A 23547-nucleotide genomic window follows, 5' to 3' on the forward strand; every position below is an offset into this window, starting at 1 on the left:
CGCCCTGCGAGCCGGTTTCCAGTCCGTCTGAAGCGCGTTAGGCTTCTTTCCATGGGGCTTTGTGGGGGGCGCTTGGAGTTGTTCGGAATGGCGTCCCCTGCCCGTTCGGTTTCGAAGACCGCCTTGGCCGCGGTCACCGCGCTCTGCCTCGTCTTGCAGGCCGCGCCGGTCCGGGCCGAGGAGAGCATCTCGCTCATCCGCGACACCGAAATCGAAGAGATCCTGCGCAAGGACTCCGAGCCGATCTTCAAGGCCGCCGGCGTCGACTCCAAGTCCATCAACATCCTGCTGATCGGTTCGAAGGACCTCAACGCCTTCGCCGGGCCGGGCACGATGGGGGTGTTCACCGGCCTGATTCTCGAATCCGAGAACCCCAACCAGCTCCAGGGCGTCATCGCCCACGAAGTCGGCCACCTGGCGGCCGGCCACTCGGCCCGCTCGGGCGAGATGACCGCCGCGGGCATGAAGCCGTTCCTGCTGACCATGGGCCTGGGCGTGCTCGCCGCACTCGCCGGCTCGGGCGAAGGCGCCGCCGGCCTGATCGGCAGCGCCAGCTACTTCGGCACGCTCGGGGCCATGGGCTACAGCCGCGAACAGGAAAGCCGCGCCGACCAGGCCGGCGCCGCCATGCTGGAACGCGCCGGCCTCTCGGGTAAGGGCCTCGTCGAATTCTTCGACAACTTCCGCTACCAGGAGGTCTTCCAGGAAGCCCGGCGGTTCGCCTATTTCCGCTCCCACCCGCTCTCGTCCTCGCGGATCGAGGCGCTGCGGCACCGGGTCGAGCAGAACGCCCACTACGACACGCCCGACCCGCCCGAGGCGCTCGCCGAGCACGAGATCATGAAGGCCAAGCTGGACGGGTTCATCAACCCGACGACGGCCATCACCAAGTACGGCGAGAAGGACACGTCCTACCCGGCGCGCTACGCCCGGGCGATCGCCTACTACCAGATGAAGCAGCCCGATCAGTCGCTGAAGATGATCGACGCCCTGCTCGCCGAACAGCCGGACAACCCCTACCTCTGGGAGCTCAAGGGCCAGGTGCTCTTCGAGTTCGGCCGCGCCCAGGAGGCCGAGGCCCCCCAGCGCAAGTCGGTCGAGTTGAAGCCCGACGCCCCGCTGCTGCGCATCAACCTGGGCCAGACGCTGATCGCCCTCGACGACAGCGCCAAGGTCGAGGAAGGCGTCGGCGAGCTCCGCAAGGCGCTGACCCAGGAACACGACAACGCCACCGCATGGCGGATCCTCGCCCAGGCCTACGACAAGCAGGGCAAGGAGGGCCTGGCCCGCCTCGCCACCGGCGAATACTTCTTCGCCGTCGGCGACCCCCGGCAGGCGCGCGTCTTCGCCATGCGCGCCCGCGAAAAGCTCGACAAGGACACCCCCGAATGGCGCCGCGCGACCGACATCGTCCTGACCTCGAATCCCAGCAAGGACGACCTCAAGGATCTGGCGTCCGAGGGCTCGATCAACCGCCGCTCGTCACGCTGAGCCTTCGCAAAGCCCCGCTTCTCCCTTATTTGGCCTGACATGACCAAGATTTCCCGCGGCGTCCTCGTCGCCTGCGCCGCCCTCGCCCTGCCCCTCGCCGCCTGCCAGAAGCAGCCGGACGACTTCGGCCAGAAGGTCCGCGCCTATCTGCTCGAACACCCCGAGGTGATCGAGGAGGCGGTGCTGAAGCTGCAGCAGAACAAGGAGGCCGCCGCCCAGGAGGCCGCCAAGGCCTCGCTCGCCAAGTACCGCGAGCAGCTTGAGCGCGACCCGCGGGACTTCGTCGCCAACCCGGACGGCAAGATCACGGTCGTCGAGTTCTTCGATTACCGCTGCGGCTACTGCAAGGTCAGCGCGCCCGAGGTGCTGAAGCTGATCAAGGAGAACCCGGACGTCCGCTTCGTGTTCAAGGAGTTCCCGATCTTCGGCGCGGAGAGCAACATCGCCGCCGAGGTCGCCTTGTCGCCGGCCGGCATGCCCAAGAACATCGAGCTGTTCGAGCGCTTCATGGCCGAGAAGGCCCTGGACGAAGCCGCCATCGACCGCCACCTGCGCGCGGTCGGCGTCGATCCGGCCGCGGCCCGCGCCGGCGGCGCCTCTCCTGAGGTCAAGAAGCACATCGCCGACACCCGCGCCCTGGCCCAGGCCCTGGACATCGAGGGCACGCCGGCCTTCATCGTCGGCGACCGCGTGATTCCGGGCGCCGACGTCCCGGCCCTGCGCGCCGCCATCGCCGAGGCCAAGACCGGCAAGCTCAAGACCGTGCCCTCGCCCCAGATCGACAAGGGCTGAGCCCGCTCGCCAAACTCGGGCTTTGCGCCGCCGGACGACGCAGCTAGGCTTCTCTCAGTGCTTTGAGAGTCTGTCCTCACGGCGAGCCGAATGCACGAGCGAGTGCTGATTATCGGGGCTGGTATCGGCGGCCTGTGTACGGCGCTGGCCTTGGCGCCGACCGGCCGCGATATCGTCATTCTCGAACGCGATCCGGCGCCGCCCCACGGCGACGCCGACCAGGCCTTTTCGAACTGGACCCGCCGCGGCGTCGGCCATCTGCGCCACAGCCACGCCTTCCTGGCCCGGCTGCGCACGATCATCCGCAACGAACATCCCGAACTGCACGCCGATCTGCTGGCCGCCGGCTGTCGCGAGCTGGGCTTCGAGCGCATGCTCACCGACCTGCACCGGCTGGACTACCGGCCCCGGCCGGGCGACCGCGACTTCGTGGTCCTGACCAGCCGCCGCACCACGCTGGAACTGGTCATCCGCCGCTATGTCGAGCGCTATCCCAACGTGCGGATCGACTCCGAGACCTTCGTCCGCAAGCTCCTGACCCAGTCCGATCCCCAGGGCCTGCGCGTGGTCGGCGTCTCGGTCGCCGACGCGAACGGCGCGCGCGACATCATCGGCGACGTGGTCATCGACGGCGGCGGCCGCACCTCGTCCTGCATCGAACAGCTCGTCGAGGAAGGCGCGGCGATCACCGAGGAGAGCGAAAGCGCGGGAATCGTCTACTTCACCCGCCATTTCCGCCTGAACCCCGGCGTGCAGGAGCCGCCCCGCACCAAGGCCGGCGCCACCGGCGACCTGGGCTTCCTGAAGTTCGGCCTGTTTCCGGCCGACAACGGCTGCTTCTCCATCACCCTCTGCACCCCCGAGCCGGAGCTGGAGCTGCGCAAGGCGATCGTGCGGCCCCAGGTGTTCGACGCCATCTGCGCGCGCCTGCCCGGCCTCGCGCCCTGGGTCGATCCGGCGGCGTCCGAGGGGGGCAGCCGCGTGTTCGGCATGGGCGAGCTGCAAAGCCGCTGGCGCGACATCGGCGGCGGCGAGACGCCGGCCGTCCTCGGCTACTTCGCGGTCGGCGACGCCCTGGTGCGCACCAATCCGCTCTACGGCCGCGGCTGCTCGTTTGCGGCCGTCAGCGCCTATATCCTGCGCGACGTGCTGGTCTCCACCGGCGACCCGACCGACCGCATCCAGGCGTTCCAGGCCCGGGTGACCGACGAACTGCGCCCCTACTATCTCAACATGCGCGACCAGGACCGCTCGGCCATCCGCCGCGCCCGCCAGCAACTGACGCCCGGCTATCGGCCCAGCCTGAAGAGCAGGCTGGTGAAGAGCTTCCTGGAGGACGGCGTCAACGTCGCCATCCGCTCGGACGCCGACCTGCTGCGCGAGGCCCTGCGCGGCTTCCACATGCTGGAACACCCCTCGGCCTGGCTCAAGCGCCCGGACAACCTCGCCAAGATCCTGCGCTACTGGGTCACCGGCAAGGACCAGAAGGCCGACGCCTACCCGCCCAAGCCGGGCCCCGGCCGGACCGAGATGTTCCAGCTCCTCGGCCTCTCGGCCGAGGCCGACATGAGCCGCGCCTAGCTACTCGCTGGCGGCGTTGAACAGCCCGCCCTGGGCCATCTGATCGCGCACGGTCTCGGGCGAGAGCGTCGCGGCCCTGTCCAGCTCGACCAGCTCCGGCGGCACGTACCAGTGCAGCTTGTCGGCGTGGTAGGCCTCCCACACCGCCTTGGCCACCTCGACCGGCGGGATGGCGCGGAACATGCCTTCCTTCGGCGCATTGGCGATCGCCTCCGGCGGCAGGATCGGCGTGTCGATCAGGCCCGGCAGCACGTCGGCCACCCGCACCCCATAGGCCTTGAACTCGACGGAGAGCGCTTCGGACAGCCCCTTCACCGCGTGCTTGGTGGCCGAATAGACCGCGATATTGGCCATGCCGAAGGTGGCCGAGGACGACGAGGTCGTGAAGCACAGCGAATTCGGCGTCGCCTTCAGCAGGCCGATCGCCTCGTGGATGCCGATCAGCACCCCCATCAGGTTGACCTGGACGACGGCGATCACGTCCTCGAACGGCTGCTCGGCGAACGGCCCGCCCCGCCCGATCCCGGCGTTGTTGTAGAGCAGGTCCAGCTTGCCGCCGGTGGCCTCCCCGAACTCCGCCAGGGCGGCGCGATAGTCGTCGCGGTCGGTGACGTCCAGCCGCCGCACCAGGCAGTTGTCCGCGCCCAGTTCGGCCTGCAGGGCGCTCAGGCCCGCCTCGTTGACGTCATAGCCGCCGACGAACCAGCCCTTGCCCGCGAACAGCCTGGCGGCCTCGCGGCCCATGCCCGAGGCCGCTCCTGTGATGAAGATCGACTGGCGTCCGTTGGACTTGCCCATGCGCCCCTCCTGTTTTCGAGGAGCCTAGAGCGCCTTCCGCCACGGAACGCCGCTGAATTCTTCAGGCGCGTTCGCGCAGGCCGCGTTGCTTGAGGCGCCACACCAGGACGTCGAAACGGTCCTGGCCGAAGAACGGCTCGCCTTCGAAGACCATCGTCGGCACACCCCAGTGGCCGGAGGCGCGGTGAGCCTCCTGGTTGGCCTCGATCTCGGCGGCGATCTCGTCCGCCTTGCCGGCCGCCTCGGCCTGGAGCTGCGCCATGTCGAGGCCGGCCCGCTCGATGGCGCGGGCCAGCTTGTCGCCCTCGTTCCAGGGCATGTCCTGGCCGTTCCAGATCAGGCGCGAGACCTCGTCATAGAAGGCCAGGGCCTGCGGCTTGTGCGCCGCCATCACGCCCAGCGGCATCAGCAGGTCCAGATGCGGCTGCTCGGCCGCGCCGTTGAGGTTCTGCCCGATCACCACCGGATCGGGATTGGGCCAGGCCAGCGGCAGGCCCAGGAAATCCCCCAGCCGCCGGACGTCGCGCACCAGGTACGGCACGAACAGCGGGTCCTGCTTGGTGAAGAAGCCTTCGGAGCGCACCGCCAGCGGATAGACCGGCCGCATGCGGACGTCGACGTCGTAGGTCTCGGCCAATTCCCGCAGGCGTGGGGTCACCAGGTAGGAATAGGGACTGCGGAAGGACCAGTAGACGTCGACGCCAAGGCTCATCAGATCAGACCGGATAACGGGGATGATGGGTCAGCATACATACGTTTTGGCATACGTCCTGCCAAAAATGCTTCCCGCCCCGCGATCACGGCATGTTTCATGGCGCCCGCCATGCGGATGGGGTCCTGCGCCCCGGCGATGGCGGTGTTCATCAGCACCGCGTCGCAGCCCGTCTCCATGGCCAGCACCGCGTCCGACGCCGTGCCGACGCCCGCGTCGACCAGCACCGGCACGCTCGACTGCTCGATGATCAGCCCGAGGTTCAGGAAGTTCTGGATGCCCCGTCCCGACCCGATCGGCGCGGCCGCCGGCATGATCGCCGCCGCGCCGGCGTCCTCCAGCTTCTTGGCGTAGACCGGGTCGTCCGAGCAGTAGACCATCACCTGGAATCCGTCGGCGACCAGCAGCTTCAGCGCCCGCAGCGTCTCCTCCATGTCCGGCAGCAGGTGCTTGGTGTCCGACAGCACCTCCAGCTTCACCAGGTCCCAGCCGCCCGCCTCGCGCGCCAGGCGCAGGGTGCGGATCGCGTCCTCGCCGGTGAAGCAGCCGGCGGTGTTGGGCAGGAAGGTGAAGCGGTCGGGCTTCACATAGTCGACCAGCATCGGCTGGTTGGGGTCCGACAGGTTCACCCGGCGCACGGCAACGGTGACGATCTCCGCGCCGGCGGCCTCGGCCGCGGCGGCGTTTTCGGCATAGTCCTTGTACTTCCCCGTCCCGACGATCAGCCGCGAGGTGAAGGTCCGGCCCGCCACGCTCCAGGTGTCCTCCTTGTGGATAGACCCGTCCATGTCAGCCGCCTCCGATAAAATGCACGATCTCGATGCGGTCGCCGTCGGCGAGCGCGGTCTGTCCATAGGCCGATCGCGGTACGATCTCCAGGTTGCGCTCGACCGCCACCTTGCGGGGATCCAGGCCCAGTTCGCTCACCAGGGCGGCCACGCTCGACACCCCGGCGAAGGCCCTTTGTTCCCCGTTGATGGTCAGCGTCATGACGCCCTCGTGAAGCTTGAAGTTTCCGAATGCTTGTGACCCCCGCCGCCGCCCGTTACAAGACGGCGGAATCGACGGCGGAGCCGAATGTCGAAACCGATCTATGTGCTTAGCGGGCCCAACCTCAACCTCTTGGGGGTCCGGGAGCCGGAGATTTACGGAAAGGAGACGCTGGAGGACGTCCGCACCCGTTGCGAACGCCGCGCCGGCGCCCTCGGTCATGCCGTGGTCTTCCGCCAAACCAACCATGAAGGCCAGCTCATCGACTGGGTGCAGGAAGCCCGGACCGAGGCCTGCGCCGTAGTGATCAATCCTGCGGGCTATGGTCACACTTCCGTGGCCCTGCTGGACGCGCTCAAGACACTCGATATTCCTGTGATCGAATGTCACCTCTCCAACCCGGCGGCGCGCGAAGCGTTCCGCCGTGAAACCTATGTGTCCCTCGCCGCCACCGGGGTCGTCTCCGGCTTCGGCGGGGCGAGCTACGAACTGGCCGTCGAGGCCGCCGCGGGCCTGGCCCGTCAAAGCCAAAACTAAGGATTATCAAATGGCTAGCAGTCCCAAGGCCCCCGCCGACCCGATCGACGCGCGTCTGGTGCGCAAACTGGCCGACATTCTCACCGAGACCGGCCTTTCCGAGATCGAAGTCGAGCACAACGACCTGAAGATTCGCGTCGCCAAGACCCTCACCGTCGCCCAGGCCCCGGTTCAGTACGCCCACGCGCCCGCCCCCGTGGCCGCCGCCCCGGTCGTCGCGGCCGGCGAGGCCGCGCCCGCCGCCGCCGAACGCAAGGGCGATGTCGTCAACTCCCCGATGGTCGGCACCGTCTACCTGCAGCCGCAGCCCGACGCCCCGCCCTTCGTCAAGGTCGGCGACACCGTCACCGCCGGTCAGACCCTGCTGATCGTCGAAGCCATGAAGACGATGAACCCGATCCCGGCCCCGCGCGGCGGCAAGATCGTCGAGATCATCGTCCAGGACGCTCAGCCGGTCGAGTTCGGCGAGCCGCTGATCGTCATCGAGTAGGTCGATGTTCGACAAGATCCTCATCGCCAACCGCGGCGAAATCGCCCTGCGGGTCCACCGGGCCTGCAAGGAGATGGGCATCGCCACCGTGGCGGTCCATTCCGAGGCCGACGCCGGCGCCATGTGGGTGCGGCTGGCCGACGAAAGCGTCTGCATCGGCCCCGCCCCCGCCGCCAAGAGCTATCTGAACATCCCCTCGATCATCGCCGCGGCGGAGATCACGGGCGCTCAGGCGATCCATCCAGGCTACGGATTCCTCTCGGAAAACGCCCGCTTCGCCGAGATCGTCACCGCCCACGGCTTCACCTTCATCGGCCCGACCGCCGAGCACATCAAGATGATGGGCGACAAGATCACCGCCAAGCAGGCGGTGAAGGACGCGGGCATCCCCGTGGTCCCCGGCTCCGACGGCGCGGTGACCACCGAGGAGGAAGCCTTCGAGGCGGCCAGGAAGATCGGCTTCCCGGTGCTCATCAAGGCCGCCGCCGGCGGCGGCGGGCGCGGCATGAAGGTCGCCCAGACCCAGGAGGACCTCTACGAAGCGGTCTCCACCGCCCGCGCCGAGGCCCGCGCGGCCTTCGGCGACGACGCGGTCTATATGGAGCGCTACCTCCAGACCCCGCGCCACATCGAGATCCAGGTCATCGCCGACAAGTTCGGCAATGTCTGCCATCTGGGCGAACGCGACTGCTCGCTGCAGCGCCGCCACCAGAAGGTGCTGGAAGAAGCCCCCTCGCCGGTCATCGACGCTGCGGCCCGCGCCAAGATCGGCAAGGTCGTGGTCGATGCGATCAAGGCCATCGGCTACCTGGGCGTCGGCACCATCGAGTTCCTGTACGAGAACGGCGAGTTCTTCTTCATCGAGATGAACACCCGCCTGCAGGTCGAGCATCCGGTCACCGAGGCCATCACCGGCATCGACCTGGTGCGCGAACAGATCCGCATCGCCGCGGGCCTGCCGCTGTCGTTCAAGCAGGAAGACGTCGTGTTCGAGGGCCACGCCATCGAATGCCGGATCAACGCCGAGAACCCGAAGACCTTCGCGCCTTCGCCCGGCCTGGTCAGCGACTTCCACGCCCCGGGCGGCCTGGGCGTGCGCCTCGACAGCGCGCTCTACGCCGGCTACTCGATCCCGCCCTATTACGACAGCCTGGTCGGCAAGCTGATCGTCCATGGCCGCGACCGCGAGGAGTGCATCGCCCGCGTCAACCGCTGCCTGGGCGAGATGGTGGTCGGCGGCATCGAGACCTCGATCCCGCTGTTCCAGGAACTGCTGCAACAGCCCGACTTCCTCTCCGGCGACTACAACATCCACTGGCTGGAACGCTGGATGAAGTCGCAACAGGACGAGGCCTGATCCCTTCCCTCCCCTTCATGGGGAGGGAAACGCCTCCCGAAATCCCCTAGTCTGCGCCGCATGAAGCGTTTCGGCCCCCGCGAGCTCCTGCAATGCTACGCCCGCGGCGTCTTTCCCATGGCCGACGCGCGCGAAGACGACCGCGTCTTCCTGATCGACCCGGAGAAGCGCGGCATCGTCCCGCTGGACAGCTTCCACGTCTCCCGCCGGCTGGCGCGCACGGTCCGCGGCGATCCGTTCGAGATCCGCATCGACACCGCCTTTCGCCAGGTGGTCGTGGAGTGCGCGGCCCCCAAGCCCGGCCGCACCGAGACCTGGATCAACGGGGTCATCGAGGACCTCTACGCCCAGCTCTTCGAGATGGGCCACGCCCACAGCGTCGAGTGCTGGGCGGACGGCGAGTTGGTCGGCGGCCTCTATGGCGTCTCGCTGGGCGCGGCGTTCTTCGGCGAGAGCATGTTCAGCCGCCGCACCGACGCCTCCAAGGTGGCCATGGTCCATCTCGTCGCGCGACTGCTCGCCGACGGCTTCCAGTTGCTGGACGCCCAGTTCATCACCGATCACCTGACGACCTTCGGCGCGGTCGAGGTCCCCAGGGCGGAATATCACCGCCGCCTGGCCCGCGCGCTCGAGGCGCAGGCCGATTTTCAGCGCACGGCGGTCGGACCCGGCGTCGCCGCCCTGCAGGTGATCAGCCAGGCGTCGTAGATCGGGTGCTCCAGCGGGTTCAGGCCCGGCGAGGAGGCGTACATCCAGCCGCGGAACGCCTGGCGCGGCGGCGGGGTCGGCTTGCCCGGCGCTGCGCGCGGCTGCGACTCCACCGTGACGTGGGCGATGGCGTCCTCGACCGCCTCGTCCGAGGCCGACCGCTCGCAGGCCTTCACCGTGAACACCAGGTTCTTGTAGCGGACAGGGCGGCCGACGGCGGCCTCGAAGCGCATGGACTCGGCCGAGACCTTGTCCAGCGCCTGGATCACCGCGACGTCATAGCGGGCGCGCTTGGCCGCCTCGGTCGGCTTGACGGCCACCTGCGCCTTGGGCGGCGGCGCGGCCTCGACTTCTTCGGCGGAAATGGGGGGCGCGGCCACCGGCGGCGGCGCAGCGACCTGGGCCGGGGGCGCCTCTTCGTCGGGCGGCGGCGATCGCGGCGCCTGGGCCCCGCCGTTGGGACCCGGCGTCGCTGGAGCCGGGACCTGCAGCAGAGGCGGCTGTCCCTGTTGGGGGGCGGGCTGCGCGCTCACCATGCCGGCGCCCGCCAGGGCGCCCAGCACGGCCAGTCCGGCAAGGATGCGGCCCCGCGACATGCCTATTCGGGCCGCCAGGCCTCGTAGTCGCCCGACGCCTTCTGACGCTCGCCGCCGCGCGCGATCGAGCCCTGCGGCTTCCAGGCGTGGACGGTGCCGGTCAGGTTCGGGATGTGATCGCGTTCCCAGGCCTGGCGCTTCAGCGGCGCCGTGGTCGGCGGCTCGTCGAAGGTGTAGTGCAGCCAGCCGTGCCACTCGGAGGGAACCTTCGAGGCCTCGGCATAGCCGTTGTAGATCACCCAGCGGCGCTTGCGGCCCTTGTCGTACGAGTCCTTGTCGTCCTTGGCCTCGTAATAGCTGTTCCCCAGCTCGTCCTTGCCGATGAACACGCCACGGCGGCCCACGGTGTTGCGGATGCCGATGGTCGCGCCGTTCCACCAGGTGAAGATATTCTTGAGCACGTTTGGGAATTCCAGACAGACGGGAAGCGGGCGGACTATAGGCGCCCGGCCCCTCAGCGTCCAGCGGCGCGAGAGCCGCAATATCTTGGGGATTGAAGCCTCCCGAACCGCAACATCTATTGCCCGCGTTAACGACGCTGCTAGACTCGCCCCTCGGGAGAACCGGATATGGCGGCCGAAGCGGCAAGGATCGAACGACGGACCCTCGAACGCGCGTCCAGCGTGGCCGAGGTGCTGGCCCCTGCCTCCTGGACCGACGCCCGCGTCGAAGCCTGGCTGGACTGGCTCGGCGAGGAAGCCGACCTCCCCGCCGCGATCTTCCGTTTCGCCGAAGACCTCGTCCAGTTGGGCGATGCGCGCGGCCTCTTCGAGACCGCCCGCGCCCGCGCCGCCTTCCGCCGCGACCTCGGCGCCGCCATGCTGGCCGGCCAGATCGCCATGACCGCGGCGCGTCCCGATCCCGCCACCCCGGTCGTCCAGACCGGAGAGGCCGAATGCGCCGGCGCCCTGGCCGCGCTGCGCGCCCAGCACCGCGGCCGCGCCATGGCCAGGGCCGCCGCCCGCGAGATGGGCGCGCGCCTTCAGGCGGTGATGGATTCGATCCTGCGCTGCCAGGGCGACCCCGCCGCCTGCGCTGACCTGCGCGCCAACGCCAACCTCGCCCGCAGCGCCGAGGCCGCCCGCGCGGTCGGCGCCACGGATTCGATGATCCTGGAGGCCATCAGCCTGGCCAAGGCCGGCGAGCTCGAATGGGCCGCCGCCGACCCCGACTTCGGCGAGATCGAGGGGCTCGAACTGATCTGCGTCGCCCGCGGCGCGCCGGAACAGGCCCTCGCCGCCGCGGCCTGGGAAACCGGCGCCGTGGCCGTCGCCCTGACTCCGGAAGCGGCCCAGGGCGTGGCCCGCGCCTGGGGCGGCGCGCGCGGCGCGATCGACCTGATGAGCTTCGGCGCGGGCCAGGACTTCGACGCCTCGGCCTTCGCCTCGAACGTCGCCCTGCTCTCCACCGCCCTGGCCGCGGTCAGCGGCGAGCGCAGCGCCTCGCTCGGCCTGGCCGGCGTCGCCGACTGGCTGGTGGCCCAGGGCCTGGCCTACGACTCCGAAGCCGGCCGCACGGCGATCCGCGACCTCTACCGCCACGCCGCCTCGGCCTGCGTCGCCTCGGGCGCCAAGCTCAACGGCGGCTTGGCCATCTTCGATGATCCGGAGCTGACCCTGCGCCTGGGCGGCGCATCGGCCTCCGCCTCCCCCTGGCTCGGCCCGGTGACGGTCGCCCAGACCGAGGACGGCGTCCTCACCCGCGTGATGTCGGAAGCGGCCCTCACCGGCCTGACGGCGCTCGGCGCCGATCTCGCCCAGGCCCGCGCCTGGCTGCTGGGCGGACAGGACCTGTCCGAGGCCCCGGCCATCGACCACGCCGCCCTGGCCGCCCGCGGCTTCACCGAGCACGAGATCGCCCAGGCCGAGGCCGCCCTGCCCTTCGCCGCCAGCCTGCCGCAGGCCTTCGCGGCCATCGACGCCGGCTTCCTCTGCGATGTCCTGGGCGCCACCGAGGCCGACCTCGCCGATCCGGACCTGAACGTCCTGAAGCTCGCCGGCTTCGACGACGCCGAGATCGCCCAGGCGCAGGCCTACGCCCTCGGCTCGGGCTCCCTGGCCGACGCCGAATTCCTCACCGCCGCCCAGCAGGCCGTCTTCCAGAGCGCCGACGACCTGGGGCCTGAGCCCTATTTCGCCGTCCTGGCCGTCATCGCCCACGCCCTGGCGGTTCCGGCCATGGCCGACCTGGAGCTCGAGTGGGACACGGTTCCGGCCGACGCCGCCGCGCTCATCGCCCTGGCCGCCCGAGCCAAGGCGCCGGCCCTGCGCGTCCGCCGCGCCGCCGCGCCCGCCGGCCTGGTCCTCGACCTGCCCAAGGCGACGGAGCTTCCGCCCCGCACCGCGCGCGAGCCCGAACCGGAGGCCAGGGCCCCGCAGCCGGAACGGATCGTCGAGCGCATCGTCGAGCGCGACCGCACCCGCCGCAAGCTGCCCGACCGCCGCAAGGGCTACATCCAGAAGGCCAGCGTCGGCGGCCACAAGGTCTATCTGCACACCGGCGAGTACGAGGACGGCGAGCTCGGCGAGATCTTCATCGACATGCACAAGGAAGGCGCCGCCTTCCGCTCGCTGATGAACAACTTCGCCATCGCGATCTCCATCGGCCTGCAATACGGCGTGCCGCTGGACGAGTTCGTCGACGCCTTCGTCTTCACCCGCTTCGAGCCGGCCGGCCCGGTCACCGGCAACGACTCCGTCCGTTCGGCGACCTCGATCCTCGACTATCTGTTCCGCGAGCTGGGCGTCTCCTACCTGGCCCGCCACGATCTGGCCAACGCCGACCCTGACGAGCTCAACGCCGACGGCCTGGGCGAAGGCAAGCACGACGACGAGGACGGCCCGCAGCCGGCCAGCCACTTCATCTCGCGCGGCTTCGCCCGCGGCGCGGCGCCCGACAACCTGGTCTTCCTGCCCAGCGCCGCCGCCCGGCCGCCCGCCGCCGAGGCCGACGTCTGCGCGGCCTGCGGCGACATCGCCGTGGTCCGCAAGGGCGCCAGCCTGATCTGCGAGACCTGCGGGACCAGGGCCTCCCCGCAGGACGGCGACATGACCGGATGACGGTGTTCGTTTCCGGTCACCTCGCCTTAAAGCTTCACAGCTAAGCAAGGAGCCCTTGTCGGAGGGTTCCTCATGAAACCGATCGCCCTGATCGGCGTGCTCGCCGCGCTCGCTGCGGCCGCGCCCGCCAGCGCCCAGAACGCCGGCCAGATCGGCCAGGCGCGCCGCGGCGCCAGTTGTCCCAAGTGCAACCTCTTCCAGGCCGACATGGCCGGGCTGGAGATGCGCGGCCAGAACTTCAGCGGCGCGCGCCTGCGTCAGGCCGACCTCTCGCTCTCGGTCATGAACCGGGTGAATTTCGCCGGCGCCGACCTGCGCGACGTCGAAGCCTATGGCGCGGTGTTCTCCAGCGCCAATTTCGCCGGCGCCGACCTGACCAATTCCAGCTTCGTGGGGACGCACCTCAGCGGGGCGAATTTCGCCAGCGCCAAGCTCAGCGGGGCCAATTTTTCCGGCGCCGAGATGGATGGCGCACGCGGGTTGTCGCAGGCCCAGCTCAACCAGGCGTGCGGCGACGGCTCCACCCGTCTTCCGGGCGGCCTGCGTATCCCGAGTTGTTAGCTAAGCTGCTGACAATTACCGCGAATTAAGTAGCGTCCACAGGGTGTCGAGAGCACATGCTCGCACCATGGACCAACAACGCCAAGCTTCGATGTCCCCACTGATGCGTTCCGCGCCCGCCCTGGGAGTCCTGCTCGCCGCCATCCTGGCCGCGGCTCCGGGCGTGGCCAGCGCCACCATGGGCGACAAGGACGTGGCGCGGATGGTCACGTTCGGCGGCGCCTGCGCCAAGTGCGAACTGTCGGGCCGCAAGCTGGCCGGCGCGCAGTTCATCGGCGCCAATTTCGCCCAGGCCGCCCTGGTCGGGTCCGACCTGCGCGACGCCCGCTTCCTGGGCGCGAACTTCAGCGGCGCCGACCTGTCGCGCGCCGACCTCAGCGACGCCCAGATGGTCGGCGCGAACTTCAACAGCGCCGTCCTGGCCGATGCGCGCCTGCGCGACGTCGAGGCCAAGGGCGTGAATTTCGGCGCCGCCGACCTCTCGCGGGCCGACCTGCGCGACGCCGCGGCCACCGGCGCCAACTTCAGCCGCGCGGTGCTCTCCAACGCCTCGCTGCGCGGCGCGGAGCTGAAGGCCGCCAATTTCGGCAAGGTCAATGCACGCAGCGCCGACTTCCGCGACGCCAGCATGACCGGCGCGAACCTGAGCGCCGGCGTGTTCGACCACGCCTCGTTCCGTGACGCCGACCTCTCCGCCGCCAACCTGGGCGGCGCCACCTTCGTCAGCGCCGACTTCCGCGGCGCCAGCCTGTCCGGCGCCGACATCGGCGGCGTCGACCTCTCCCGCGCCAAGGGCCTGGAACAGGACCAGCTCGACAACGCCTGCGCCGACGGCTCGACCCGCCCGCCGCCCGGCCTGATCGCCAAGGCCTGCAGCCGGGGCGCCCGCGTGCGCATCGTCCGCAGCGCGCCGCCTGCGCCGCCCGCCGCGCCCGCGCCGCCGGCCCCGCCCCGCTACCTCGTCGCGCTGGACTGACGCGGGCGAAAAAAAGGGGGCTCTCGCCCCCTTTTTCCCGTAAAGCCCTGCCCGCCGCTCAGACCTTGATGGGCGGCGCCAGCCGGATGTGCAGCTCCTTGAGCTGCTTCTCCAGCACTTCCGAAGGCGCGTTCATCAGCAGGTCCTGGCCCTGCTGGTTCAGCGGGAAGGCGATGACCTCGCGGATGGCGGTCTCGCCGGCCAGCAGCATGACGATCCGGTCGATGCCGGGCGCCAGGCCGCCGTGCGGCGGCGCGCCGTGACGGAAGGCGTTCAGCATGCCGCCGAACTCCTCCTCGACGACGTTGGCGCCGTATCCGGCCAGTTCGAACGCCTTGACCATCACCTCGGGCAGATGGTTCCGGATCGCGCCCGAGCACAGCTCGTAGCCGTTGCAGACGATGTCGTACTGGAACGCGCGGATGGTCAGCGGGTCCTGGTTCAGCAGCGCGTCCAGGCCGCCCTGCGGCATCGAGAACGGGTTGTGCGAGAAGTCGACCTTCTGCTCTTCCTCGCTCCACTCGAACATCGGGAAGTCGACGATCCAGCAGAACTTGAACTGGTCCTCGTCGACCAGGTTCAGGTCCGTGCCGACCTTGGTGCGGGCCGCGCCCGCGAACTTCACGAACGCCTTCGGATCGCCGGCGACGAAGAAGGCGGCGTCGCCCTGCCCCATGCCGATCTGGGTCATCAGCGCGGTGGTCGCGTCCGGGCCCAGGTTCTTGGCGATCGGGCCGCCCCAGCCGCCCTGGTCGTCGGACCAGAAGATGTAGCCCAGGCCCGGCTGTCCCTCGCCCTGCGCCCAGCTATTCATGCGGTCGCAGAACGCGCGGCTGCCGCCCTTCGGGGCCGGGATCGCCCAGACCGCGTTCTTGGCGTCTTCCAGGATGCGGGCGAACAGGCCAAAGCCGCCGCCGCGGAAGCGCTCGGAGACGTCCTGCATGACGATCGGGTTGCGCAGGTCCGGCTTGTCGGTGCCGTAGCGGGCCATCGACTGCACATAGGTCAGGCGCTCGAAGCCCCTGTGCTCGATGGTCTTGCCGAAGTCGTCCTCATAGGACATCGGCTGGTCGATCGGCGAGACGCGCTTGCCGCCGCCGAACTCCACGAAGACGCCGTGCATCACCGGCTCGATGGCGGCGAACACGTCCTCCTGCGTCACGAAGCTCATCTCGACGTCGAGCTGGTAGAACTCCAGCGAACGGTCGGCGCGCAGGTCCTCGTCGCGGAAGCAGGGCGCGATCTGGAAGTAGCGGTCGAAGCCCGAGACCATCAGCAACTGCTTGAACTGCTGGGGCGCCTGCGGCAGCGCGTAGAACTTGGTCGGGTGCAGGCGCGAGGGCACCAGGAAGTCGCGCGCGCCTTCCGGCGACGAGGCCGTCAGGATCGGCGTCTGGTACTCCAGGAAGCCCTGCTCGATCATGCGGTTGCGGATCGAGTGGATGACCTTCGAGCGCAGCACGATGTTCCGGTGCAGCGTCTCGCGGCGCAGGTCCAGATAGCGGTGCTTCAGGCGGATCTCTTCGGGGTATTCCGGCTCGCCGAAGACCGGCAGCGGCAGTTCGGCGGCCTCGGACAGCACCTCGACCGAACGCACGCGCACCTCGACCTCGCCGGTCGGCAGGTTGGCGTTCACGGTCTCGGGGCTGCGGGCCACGACCTCGCCGTCGACCTTGATCACGCTCTCGGCGCGCAGGCGCTCGATGACGTCGAAGCCGGGGGTTTCCGGGCTGATCACCAACTGCGTCAGGCCGTAGTGGTCGCGCAGGTCGATGAAGACCAGCCCGCCATGGTCGCGCTTGCGGTGGATCCAGCCCGAAAGGCGGACGGTCTTGCCCGTGTCGGCGGCGCGAAGGGCGCCTGCGGTATGGGTGCGGTAGGCGTGCATGGGGAGTCGCTAAGGCTCTGAAAACAAGGCGCGGAAGGGCGCATGTAGGGCCTCGAAAGTCAAGGCGCAGCGCCCATTCCCTCCCCCTTGCGGTTACTTCGCCGGATCGACCAGGGCCTGGTAGACCAGCGTCCGCGAAAGCCCGCCCAGGTCGTCGCCGCCCGTGCCGCCATAGCGCTGGATCATGCCGACGAAGACCACGTCGTTGGCCCGGTCGACCCAGAACCAGGTGCCGGCCGCCCCGCCCCAGCTCATCGTGCCCTTGCCCTCCAGGCTGCCGGCCTTGCGGGGATCGTTGACCACCATGAAGTCGAGCCCGAAGCCCACCGCCTCGTTGAACGAGGAACTGGTCGAGCCGTTCGACGACACCAGCGCCGCCGCGGGAATGACGTTGGTCCCCATCAGCTCGACCGAAGCCGGCGACAGGATCCGCACGCCATCCAGTTCGCCGCCGTTGGCGATCATCTGGGCGAAGCGGGCGTAGTCGCGCGTGGTCGAAACCAGCCCGCCGCCTCCGGACTCCAGCACAGGCTTGCGAGTGAAGTCCTGGATCGGCTGGTTGAACAGGGTCTTGGCCTCTTCGATCCTGCCGGTGTCGGGATTGCCGATATAGACCGCCGCCAGCCGCGAGGCCTTGTCCGCGCCGGTGTAGAAGCCGGTGTCGTTCATCTTCAACGGCTTGAACAGGCGCGCTTCGAGGAAGTCGCCCAGGGCCTGGCCGGACAGCCGCTCGACCACCGCGCCCTGCAGATCGACGGCGACCGAATAGCTCCACTGCTCGCCCGGCGGGTACATCAGCGGGATCGCGGCGACCTTGGCCGTCAGATCCTTGAGGTCGCTGGCCCCCAGCACCCGCTGGTCGCGGAACATCTGATCGACCGGGTGCTTGTCGCTCAGCCCATAGCCGAAGCCGGCGGTGTGGCTCATCAGCTCGCGCATGGTCGGCGGGCGCTTCACCGGCTCCAGGACCGGCTGCCCCTTGGCGTCCAGGCCCTTCCAGACCTTCAGGTCCTTCATCTCGGGCAGGAACTTCGTGATCGGATCGTCCAGCCGCCACCTGCCCTCTTCGAACAGGATCATCATGGCGACGCCGGTCACCGGCTTGCTCATCGAGTAGATGCGGAAGATGGCGTCCTTCTCCAGGCCCGCGCCGGTCTCCAGGTTCGCCTTGCCGTGCGTGTTGAACGCCACCACCTGGCCATGCCGCGCCAGCAGGGTCTGCACGCCCGCCACGCGGCCGTCGGCCACCGCCTTGGCCATGGCCGCATCCAGACGCTTCAGCCGGGCGCTGTCGAAGCCGAGCGCCTCCGGGCTGGCGGCGGGCGCCAGCGCCGCGGCCGGCTCCTTCGCCCAGGCGGCGGGCGACGCGGCCCAGGTCAGCGAAACCGCGGCCAGAGCCGTCGCCAGCAGATGGCGCTTCATGAAACTTCCCCTCCCGAACATCGGTCGGCGAAGCTTAGCGTTGCAACGGACACCTACAAGGTGTCGGGGCGGTTATTTCGGCTTGAACCGCTTGCTGGTCGGAAAGCCCTTCGGCGCCAGCTTGCCGGCCGCCGCGCGCCGCCCCAGCCACTCGCGCCACTCGCCCCAGACCCGGGTGCGGCCGGCGGTGTCGATCCAGGTCGCGCCGTCCTCGGCGTTGAACACCACCGCGTCGCGCAGGCCGCCCTCGCGGTAGGTCTGCAGCTTCACGCCCTTGCCGCGCGGCATCTCCGGCAGCTCCGACAACGGGAAGATCAGGATCTTGCCGTTGTCGCCGATCACCCCGAAGTGGTCGCCGCTCATCGGCATGGCGAAGGCCGCGCCCTTGGCCCCGGCGTTCAGCACCTGCTTGCCGGCGCGGCGGAAGCTGACCGCCTCCTCCTCGGGCAGGATGAAGCCGTAGCCCTCCTTCGAGGCGATGACCCGCTTGGTCCCCGGCTTGTGGGGGAAGATGTCGACGATGTCGGTCTTGTCGTCGAGGTCGAGCATCAGCCGCAGCGGCTCGCCGTGGCCGCGCGCACCCGGCAGCTTGTCGCAACCCAGCGTGAAGAACCTGCCGTCCGAGGCGAAGATCAGCAGCTTGTCCGTCGTCTCGGCCGCGACGATGAAGCCGAGCTTGTCGCCTTCCTTGAACTTCAGTTCCGAGGGGTCCTCGACCTTGCCCTTGGCCGCGCGGATCCAGCCGCGCTCGGACAGGATCACGGTGATCGGCTCGCGCACGATCATCGCCTCCATGGCCGCCTCGGCGTCCACCACCGGGGCGGTGTCGAAGATCGAGCGGCGCTTGCCGAGATTGGTGTCGGGCCCCAGGATCGCCCGCACGTCCTTCAGGCCCACCCCGACCAGCCGCCATTGGGCGCGGTCCGAGGCCAGCATCTTCAGGAGGCCGTCGCGTTCCTCGGCCAGTTCGGCGTGCTCGCGCCGCAGCTCCATCTCCTCCAGCTTGGCCAGTTGGCGCAGGCGGGTGTTGAGGATGGCGTCGGCCTGGATGTCCGACAGCTCGAAGGCCTCGATCAGCCGGGCCTTGGGCTCGTCCTCGTAGCGGACGATGCGGATCACCTCGTCCAGGTTCAGGAAGGCGATGACCAGGCCGTCCAGGATGTGCAGGCGCGCTTCGATCTTATCCAGACGGAAGCGGGCGCGGCGCACCACCACCTCGCGGCGGTGGTCCAGGAACGACTGCAGCAGTTGGCGCAGGCCCATGACGCCCGGCGCGCCCTTGGCGTCCAGCACGTTCATGTTGACCGGGAACCGGCTCTCCAGCGCCGAGAGCTTGAACAGGCTCTCCATCAGCACTTCGGGCTCGACATTGCGGTTCTTGGGCTCCAGCACCAGCCGGACGTCCTCGGCGCTCTCGTCGCGCACGTCGCCCAGCAGCGGGGCCTTCTTGGTCTCGATCAGGTCGGCGAGCTGTTCGACCAGGTCGGCCTTCTTCACCTGGTACGGGATCTCGGTGACGACGATCTGGTAGGTCCCGCGCCCGGTCTCTTCCTTTTCCCAGCGCGCCCGCACCCGGACGCCGCCGCGGCCGGTCGCATAGGTCTCGAGCATGCTCTCGCGCGACTCGACGATGACACCGCCGGTCGGGAAATCGGGGCCCTGGACGTGTTCCATCAGCCGCGCGGTGTCGGCGTTGGGGTCCTCCAGCAGCACCAGGCAGGCGTCGATCAGCTCGGCGGCGTTGTGCGGCGGGATCGAGGTCGCCATGCCCACGGCGATGCCGCTGGAGCCGTTGGCCAGCAGGTTCGGGAACCCGGCCGGCAGCACCACCGGCTCTTCGTCCTCACCGTCATAGGTCGGGCGGAAGTCGACCGCGTCCTCGTCGATGCCGTCCAGCAGCAGTTGCGCGGCCACGGTGAGCTTGCATTCGGTGTATCGCATGGCCGCGGCGTTATCGCCGTCGATGTTGCCGAAGTTCCCCTGGCCGTCGACCAGCGGATAGCGCTGGGCGAAGTCCTGGGCCAGGCGCACCAGGGCGTCATAGACCGCCGTATCGCCGTGCGGGTGGTACTTGCCGATGACGTCGCCGACCACGCGGGCGCACTTCTTGGCCGTGGTGTTGGGGTCCAGCCGCAACTGGCGCATGGCGTACATCAGCCGCCGGTGCACCGGCTTCATCCCGTCGCGCACGTCGGGCAGCGCCCGGCCGGTGATGGTCGAGAGCGCATAGGCCAGGTAGCGCCGCGACAGGGCCTCGGTCAGCGGCTCGTCGATGATGCGGTCGCCGTCCCCGTCTCCGGGCGGTGGGATGTGCTTGGTCATGGTCGAATCAAACTCGCAGTTCAGTCCCGTTCTAGCGGGCGCCGCGACGGAAGTCGCCGCGACGCATGGGGCTAGAGCCGCTCGGCCTCGCCCAGCCGCTCGATCAGCCACACCCTCGCCGGGGGCAACGGCCGGTTCAGGGGGCCGAACACGAACAGCTCCAGGAAGTGGGCGGTCAGGTCGAGGCCCGCCCTCACGTCGCCCGCCGCCAGGCCCGTCTGCGCCGAGAGCATGAACGGCGGCAGCGGCAGCAGCCGGTCCTTGTAGGGCTCGCCGGCCTTGCGGCTCACCGCCCGCCCGGTGCGGGGGCTGACATAGATCAGGTCATCGACCTCGCCGGTCGCCGCGCACTTCGAAAGGTCCAGGCCGAAGCCCAGCTCCTGCAGCAGCCCGGCCTCGAAGCGCACGAACACCGCCGGCCAGATCTCCGGCAGCATCAGCGAGGCCGTCAGGGCCTCGAACGCCAGGAACACGCCCGGATGCGGCTCGCGCTCGGGCAGGGCCGCGGCCGCCACCGCCGCGGCCGCCGACAGTCCCGCCAGCGCCATGCGGTCGTCGAACAGGGCCGAGGGCCCCTCGCCCACCGGCTCAAGCTGGGCCGAGCCGAGCTGGTCCGACACCCGCGCCCGATAGTGGACGATGGTCCGCGCCCCGGCCTGCAGGAACGGCTTCATCCGCCGCGAGGCCCCGCCGGCGACGTGCGCGGCGTACTTGCCGTGGTGGGCGGTCAGCAGTTCGACGATCGCCCCGGTTTCCCCATGGGCGCGGGCCGAGAGCACATAGGCGTCGTCTTCGAATTCCATCAGCCAGCTTCTTGCTCGCCCTTCGCCGACAACCGGCCTGGAGCCTCAGACGTCGAAATCCAGGCCCACGTCGCCATAGAATTCCCGCTTGTCGGCCCAGCGCTCGTCCACCTTCACGTGCAGGAACAGGTGCACCGGCCGGTCGAACAGCTCGATCAGTTCCTCGCGCGACTTCTGGCCGATCCACTTCAAGGTCTGGCCGTTCTTGCCCAGGACGATCGGGCGCTGGCTCTCGCGTTCCACATAGATCGACTGCTCGATCCGCACCGAACCGTCCGCGCGCTCCTGGAACGCCGTGGTCTCGACCGCGGCGGCGTAGGGCAGTTCCTCGTGCACGCGCAGGAACAGCTTCTCGCGGGTGATCTCGGCGGCCAGCAGCCGCGCCGGCAGGTCGGCGGTCTGCTCCTCCGGATAGAGCCACGGCCCCTCCGGCATCAGTTCCGCCAGCCGCGCCTTCAGGTCGTCCACGCCCTGGCCGTCGGCGGCCGAGATCATGAACACCTCGGAATAGACCCCGGTCTCGAACAGCCGCTGGGCGAGGCCCAGCAGGCGCTCGCGCTTCAGCCCGTCGATCTTGTTCAGCGCCAGGATGACCTGCTTGCCGGCGGTCTTCAGGCCCTCGACGATGGTCTGGACGTCGGCGGCGGAGCGCTTGTCGGCCGACTTCGCGCCGGGCTCCTCGGCGGCCAGTTCGGCCTGCACGTCGACCAGATGGACGGTGACGTCCGCCTCGTCCGCCCCGCCCCAGGCCGAGCGCACCATGGCCCGGTCCAGCCGGCGGCGCGGCGAGAAGATGCCGGGGGTGTCGACCAGCACGATCTGCGCCTCGCCGGCCATGGCGACGCCGCGCACGGGGAAGCGGGTGGTCTGGACCTTCTGGGTCACGATGGTGACCTTCGCCCCCACCAGCCGGTTGGTCAGGGTCGATTTGCCCGCATTCGGGGCTCCGATGATCGCGGCGAAGCCGGCGCGGGTGGTCATTGAGGTCCTTCGCGTTTGAGCAGCATCAGCGTGGCCGCGGCCTTTTCGGCCTCCTGACGGGAACGGCCTTCGGCAAGTTCGGGTTCATATTCGCCCACGGTCACCGAGACCGTGAACGAGGGGGCGTGGTCGGGCCCTTCGCGGCCGACCACCTGGTAGAGCGGCAGCGGCAGGCCGCGGCCTTGCGCCCATTCCTGCAGTTGCGTCTTGGGATCCTTCATCCGCGGCTCGTCCAGCATGGCGAACTCTTCGGTCCAGAACTCCAGGAAGAACGCCCGGGCGGCCTCCAGGCCCGCGTCGATATAGATGGCGCCGATCAGCGCCTCGCAGGCGTCGCCCAGCACGGTGTCCTTGTCGCGCGCGCCGATCTTGCTGGCGCTCGGCGCCATGCGCAGGGCGCTGGGCAGTCCGATTCTCCGGGCGACCCGGGCGCAGGCGTGATAGTTGACCAGCCCGGCCATCAGCCGGCTCATCTCCCCTTCCCGCGCCTCGGAATTGAGCGCCATCAGCCGCTCGGCCGCCAGCAGGTTCAGCACCCGGTCGCCCAGGAACTCCAGCCGCTCGTAGTGGCGCACCTTCAGCGCCCCGTCGCCGACGCTGGCGTGGGTCAGGGCCCGTTCCAGAAGCTCGCGGTCGTGGAATACGTGGCCGATGCGGCCTTCAAGCTCGGCGACCGCGACTTCTCGTCTGTTCATTGGAGGATGTTGAAGAACCGGCTGGGCCGGGCGTTCAGCACCCAGGTCCAGGGCTTGAACAGCGAGGCGCCCGGGTTCCAGGACAGGAGGATGATCTGCGCCTTGCCGACCAGGTTCTCGGCCGGAACGAAGCCGACGCCGATCTCGGTCGGCACGCGGCTGTCCAGCGAGTTGTCGCGGTTGTCGCCCATGAAGAAGTAGTGGCCCTCGGGCACGATGAAGACCGGGGTGTTGTCCACCTCGCCATCGGGTCCGAAGTCATAGGTGGTGAAGGTCTTGCCGTTCGGGAACGTCTCCTGGAACCGCTGGACGTTGCGCGTGAAGCCGTAACCGGAATCGATCATCACCGGAGGCAGTTCCTTGTCGACCACCTCCTTGCCGTTCAGCCACAGGCGGCCCTGCTGCATCTGCACCCGGTCGCCCGGCAGGCCGATCAGGCGCTTGATGTAGTCGGTGCGGCCGTCGCGCGGCAGCTTGAAGACCACGATGTCGCCGCGCTCCGGGGTGCGCTCCATCACCCGGCCCTTGAAGATCGGCGGGCTGAACGGGATCGAGTGGCGCGAATAGCCGTAGGAGTACTTCGAGACGATGATGTAGTCGCCTTCCAGCAGGGTCGGCTCCATCGACGCCGACGGGATCGTGAACGGCTGGAAGAACAGCACGCGCAGGAACAGCGCGATGAGCAGGGCGTAGGCGACCGTCTTCACGATCTCCACGAAGTCGTTCACCCCGCTGGCCTTGTCAGGATGTGCGGTCTCTGCGCGGTCGGTCATCTTAAATCCTTGGCC

Annotated in this window: 23 protein-coding genes; 10 read left to right on the forward strand and 13 right to left on the reverse strand. The window is 69.2% G+C overall.

The features are described 5' to 3' along the window. The first annotated feature begins 87 nt into the window (after positions 1-87). From RTL41_RS16725 to RTL41_RS16735, 3 genes are all read left to right on the forward strand, one after another. Complete coding sequence (locus tag RTL41_RS16725) at positions 88-1491, forward strand: M48 family metalloprotease (protein WP_312166214.1); 1404 nt, start codon at positions 88-90, stop codon at positions 1489-1491. Positions 1492-1530: 39 nt separating this feature from the next. Further along, entirely contained in the window at positions 1531-2283 is a 753-nt protein-coding gene (locus RTL41_RS16730; protein ID WP_312166215.1) for a DsbA family protein, read from the forward strand. Between the two features lie 90 nt (positions 2284-2373). Next, positions 2374-3864, forward strand: coding sequence for an FAD-dependent oxidoreductase (locus tag RTL41_RS16735; RefSeq protein ID WP_312166216.1), 1491 nt, complete (start codon positions 2374-2376; stop codon positions 3862-3864). On the opposite strand, the gene RTL41_RS16740 is transcribed toward RTL41_RS16735, so the two are convergent. From RTL41_RS16740 to thiS, 4 genes are all read right to left on the reverse strand, one after another. After that, positions 3865-4662 (reverse strand): SDR family oxidoreductase, encoded by a 798-nt coding sequence (locus RTL41_RS16740; RefSeq protein WP_312166217.1) that lies wholly within the window; start codon positions 4660-4662, stop codon positions 3865-3867. A gap of 61 nt (positions 4663-4723) precedes the next feature. Beyond that, positions 4724-5374, reverse strand: coding sequence for a DsbA family protein (locus RTL41_RS16745; RefSeq protein WP_312166218.1), 651 nt, complete (start codon positions 5372-5374; stop codon positions 4724-4726). Beyond that, positions 5374-6162 (reverse strand): thiazole synthase, encoded by a 789-nt coding sequence (locus tag RTL41_RS16750; protein WP_312166219.1) that lies wholly within the window; start codon positions 6160-6162, stop codon positions 5374-5376. The genes RTL41_RS16745 and RTL41_RS16750 overlap by 1 nt, the downstream gene beginning before the upstream one ends. 1 nt (position 6163) lies before the next feature. Continuing rightward, on the reverse strand, positions 6164-6364 hold the full coding sequence (gene thiS, locus RTL41_RS16755) for a sulfur carrier protein ThiS (RefSeq protein ID WP_312166220.1): 201 nt from the start codon (positions 6362-6364) through the stop codon (positions 6164-6166). A gap of 87 nt (positions 6365-6451) precedes the next feature. Between thiS and RTL41_RS16760 the strand changes: the two genes are divergently transcribed. The 4 genes from RTL41_RS16760 to aat are packed head-to-tail and all read left to right on the forward strand — an operon-like array spanning position 6452 to position 9456. Beyond that, the gene (locus RTL41_RS16760; RefSeq protein ID WP_312166221.1) at positions 6452-6901 is read left to right on the forward strand and encodes a type II 3-dehydroquinate dehydratase; all 450 of its coding nucleotides are present in this window, start codon (positions 6452-6454) and stop codon (positions 6899-6901) included. 10 nt (positions 6902-6911) lie between these two features. Next, complete coding sequence (gene accB, locus RTL41_RS16765; RefSeq protein ID WP_312166222.1) at positions 6912-7391, forward strand: acetyl-CoA carboxylase biotin carboxyl carrier protein; 480 nt, start codon at positions 6912-6914, stop codon at positions 7389-7391. A gap of 4 nt (positions 7392-7395) precedes the next feature. Further along, complete coding sequence (accC, locus tag RTL41_RS16770; RefSeq protein ID WP_312166223.1) at positions 7396-8748, forward strand: acetyl-CoA carboxylase biotin carboxylase subunit; 1353 nt, start codon at positions 7396-7398, stop codon at positions 8746-8748. Positions 8749-8808: 60 nt separating this feature from the next. Beyond that, positions 8809-9456, forward strand: a complete 648-nt coding sequence (gene aat, locus RTL41_RS16775; RefSeq protein WP_312166224.1) for a leucyl/phenylalanyl-tRNA--protein transferase — start codon at positions 8809-8811, stop codon at positions 9454-9456. On the opposite strand, the gene RTL41_RS16780 is transcribed toward aat, so the two are convergent. Beyond that, positions 9396-10052, reverse strand: coding sequence for a DUF2155 domain-containing protein (locus RTL41_RS16780; protein ID WP_312166225.1), 657 nt, complete (start codon positions 10050-10052; stop codon positions 9396-9398). The genes aat and RTL41_RS16780 overlap by 61 nt on opposite strands. Positions 10053-10054: 2 nt before the next feature. Further along, on the reverse strand, positions 10055-10453 hold the full coding sequence (locus RTL41_RS16785; protein WP_312166226.1) for an NADH:ubiquinone oxidoreductase subunit NDUFA12: 399 nt from the start codon (positions 10451-10453) through the stop codon (positions 10055-10057). Between the two features lie 168 nt (positions 10454-10621). Here RTL41_RS16785 and RTL41_RS16790 point away from each other — a divergent pair, with 168 nt between their 5' ends. The 3 genes from RTL41_RS16790 (at position 10622) to RTL41_RS16800 (ending at position 14648) form a co-directional block, all read left to right on the forward strand. After that, complete coding sequence (locus tag RTL41_RS16790; RefSeq protein ID WP_312166227.1) at positions 10622-13111, forward strand: ribonucleotide reductase; 2490 nt, start codon at positions 10622-10624, stop codon at positions 13109-13111. Positions 13112-13183: 72 nt separating this feature from the next. Then, positions 13184-13672 (forward strand): pentapeptide repeat-containing protein, encoded by a 489-nt coding sequence (locus RTL41_RS16795; protein WP_312166228.1) that lies wholly within the window; start codon positions 13184-13186, stop codon positions 13670-13672. 103 nt (positions 13673-13775) lie between these two features. Next, positions 13776-14648 (forward strand): pentapeptide repeat-containing protein, encoded by an 873-nt coding sequence (locus tag RTL41_RS16800; protein ID WP_312166229.1) that lies wholly within the window; start codon positions 13776-13778, stop codon positions 14646-14648. A gap of 58 nt (positions 14649-14706) precedes the next feature. Here the strand turns inward: RTL41_RS16800 and aspS are convergent, their stop codons facing one another. The 7 genes from aspS to lepB form a co-directional block, all read right to left on the reverse strand. Further along, the gene (gene aspS / locus RTL41_RS16805) at positions 14707-16536 is read right to left on the reverse strand and encodes an aspartate--tRNA ligase (RefSeq protein WP_312166230.1); all 1830 of its coding nucleotides are present in this window, start codon (positions 16534-16536) and stop codon (positions 14707-14709) included. Between the two features lie 93 nt (positions 16537-16629). Continuing rightward, complete coding sequence (locus tag RTL41_RS16810; RefSeq protein WP_312166231.1) at positions 16630-17958, reverse strand: serine hydrolase domain-containing protein; 1329 nt, start codon at positions 17956-17958, stop codon at positions 16630-16632. 72 nt (positions 17959-18030) lie between these two features. After that, positions 18031-20280 (reverse strand): DNA topoisomerase IV subunit A, encoded by a 2250-nt coding sequence (gene parC / locus RTL41_RS16815; protein ID WP_312166232.1) that lies wholly within the window; start codon positions 20278-20280, stop codon positions 18031-18033. Positions 20281-20351: 71 nt separating this feature from the next. Then, positions 20352-21083, reverse strand: a complete 732-nt coding sequence (gene recO, locus RTL41_RS16820; RefSeq protein ID WP_312166233.1) for a DNA repair protein RecO — start codon at positions 21081-21083, stop codon at positions 20352-20354. Between the two features lie 45 nt (positions 21084-21128). Beyond that, positions 21129-22064, reverse strand: a complete 936-nt coding sequence (gene era, locus RTL41_RS16825) for a GTPase Era (protein WP_312166234.1) — start codon at positions 22062-22064, stop codon at positions 21129-21131. Then, the gene (rnc, locus tag RTL41_RS16830) at positions 22061-22759 is read right to left on the reverse strand and encodes a ribonuclease III (protein ID WP_312166235.1); all 699 of its coding nucleotides are present in this window, start codon (positions 22757-22759) and stop codon (positions 22061-22063) included. The genes era and rnc overlap by 4 nt, the downstream gene beginning before the upstream one ends. Beyond that, complete coding sequence (gene lepB / locus RTL41_RS16835) at positions 22756-23532, reverse strand: signal peptidase I (RefSeq protein WP_312166236.1); 777 nt, start codon at positions 23530-23532, stop codon at positions 22756-22758. The genes rnc and lepB overlap by 4 nt, the downstream gene beginning before the upstream one ends. Positions 23533-23547 lie beyond the last annotated feature (15 nt).

It is taken from the genome of Phenylobacterium sp., assembly GCF_031984885.1.
Lineage (GTDB): Bacteria > Pseudomonadota > Alphaproteobacteria > Caulobacterales > Caulobacteraceae > Phenylobacterium.